Consider the following 231-nt stretch of genomic DNA (forward strand, 5'->3'; position numbering starts at 1 on the left):
GGTAGGGGATTATCCAGGTCACAAAAATCACGGTCATAATCGAACCGCTTTGATCCGGGAATCAGATTGAGTTTGTCTTTTTCAATTTCGCCAGGAATTTGAAAATCGATACTGGCATCCAGTATTGTGAGTGTCGGGTCGTTAAGTCTTGAATAAAGCCAATCAACGCTAACCAAAGCTGACATAAGCATCCTTTCTAGAATTTGAAGGCAAAATGGTGCGATTAAAGGA

1 pseudogene is annotated in these 231 nt (G+C 41.1%); it reads right to left on the reverse strand.

The window, feature by feature from the left end:
* A pseudogene (locus tag ACQY6F_RS16545) lies at window positions 1-185 on the reverse strand (sulfurtransferase); the annotation flags it as partial.
* Window positions 186-231 lie beyond the last annotated feature (46 nt).

Source organism: Vibrio sp., from assembly GCF_050299255.1.
GTDB lineage: Bacteria > Pseudomonadota > Gammaproteobacteria > Enterobacterales > Vibrionaceae > Vibrio.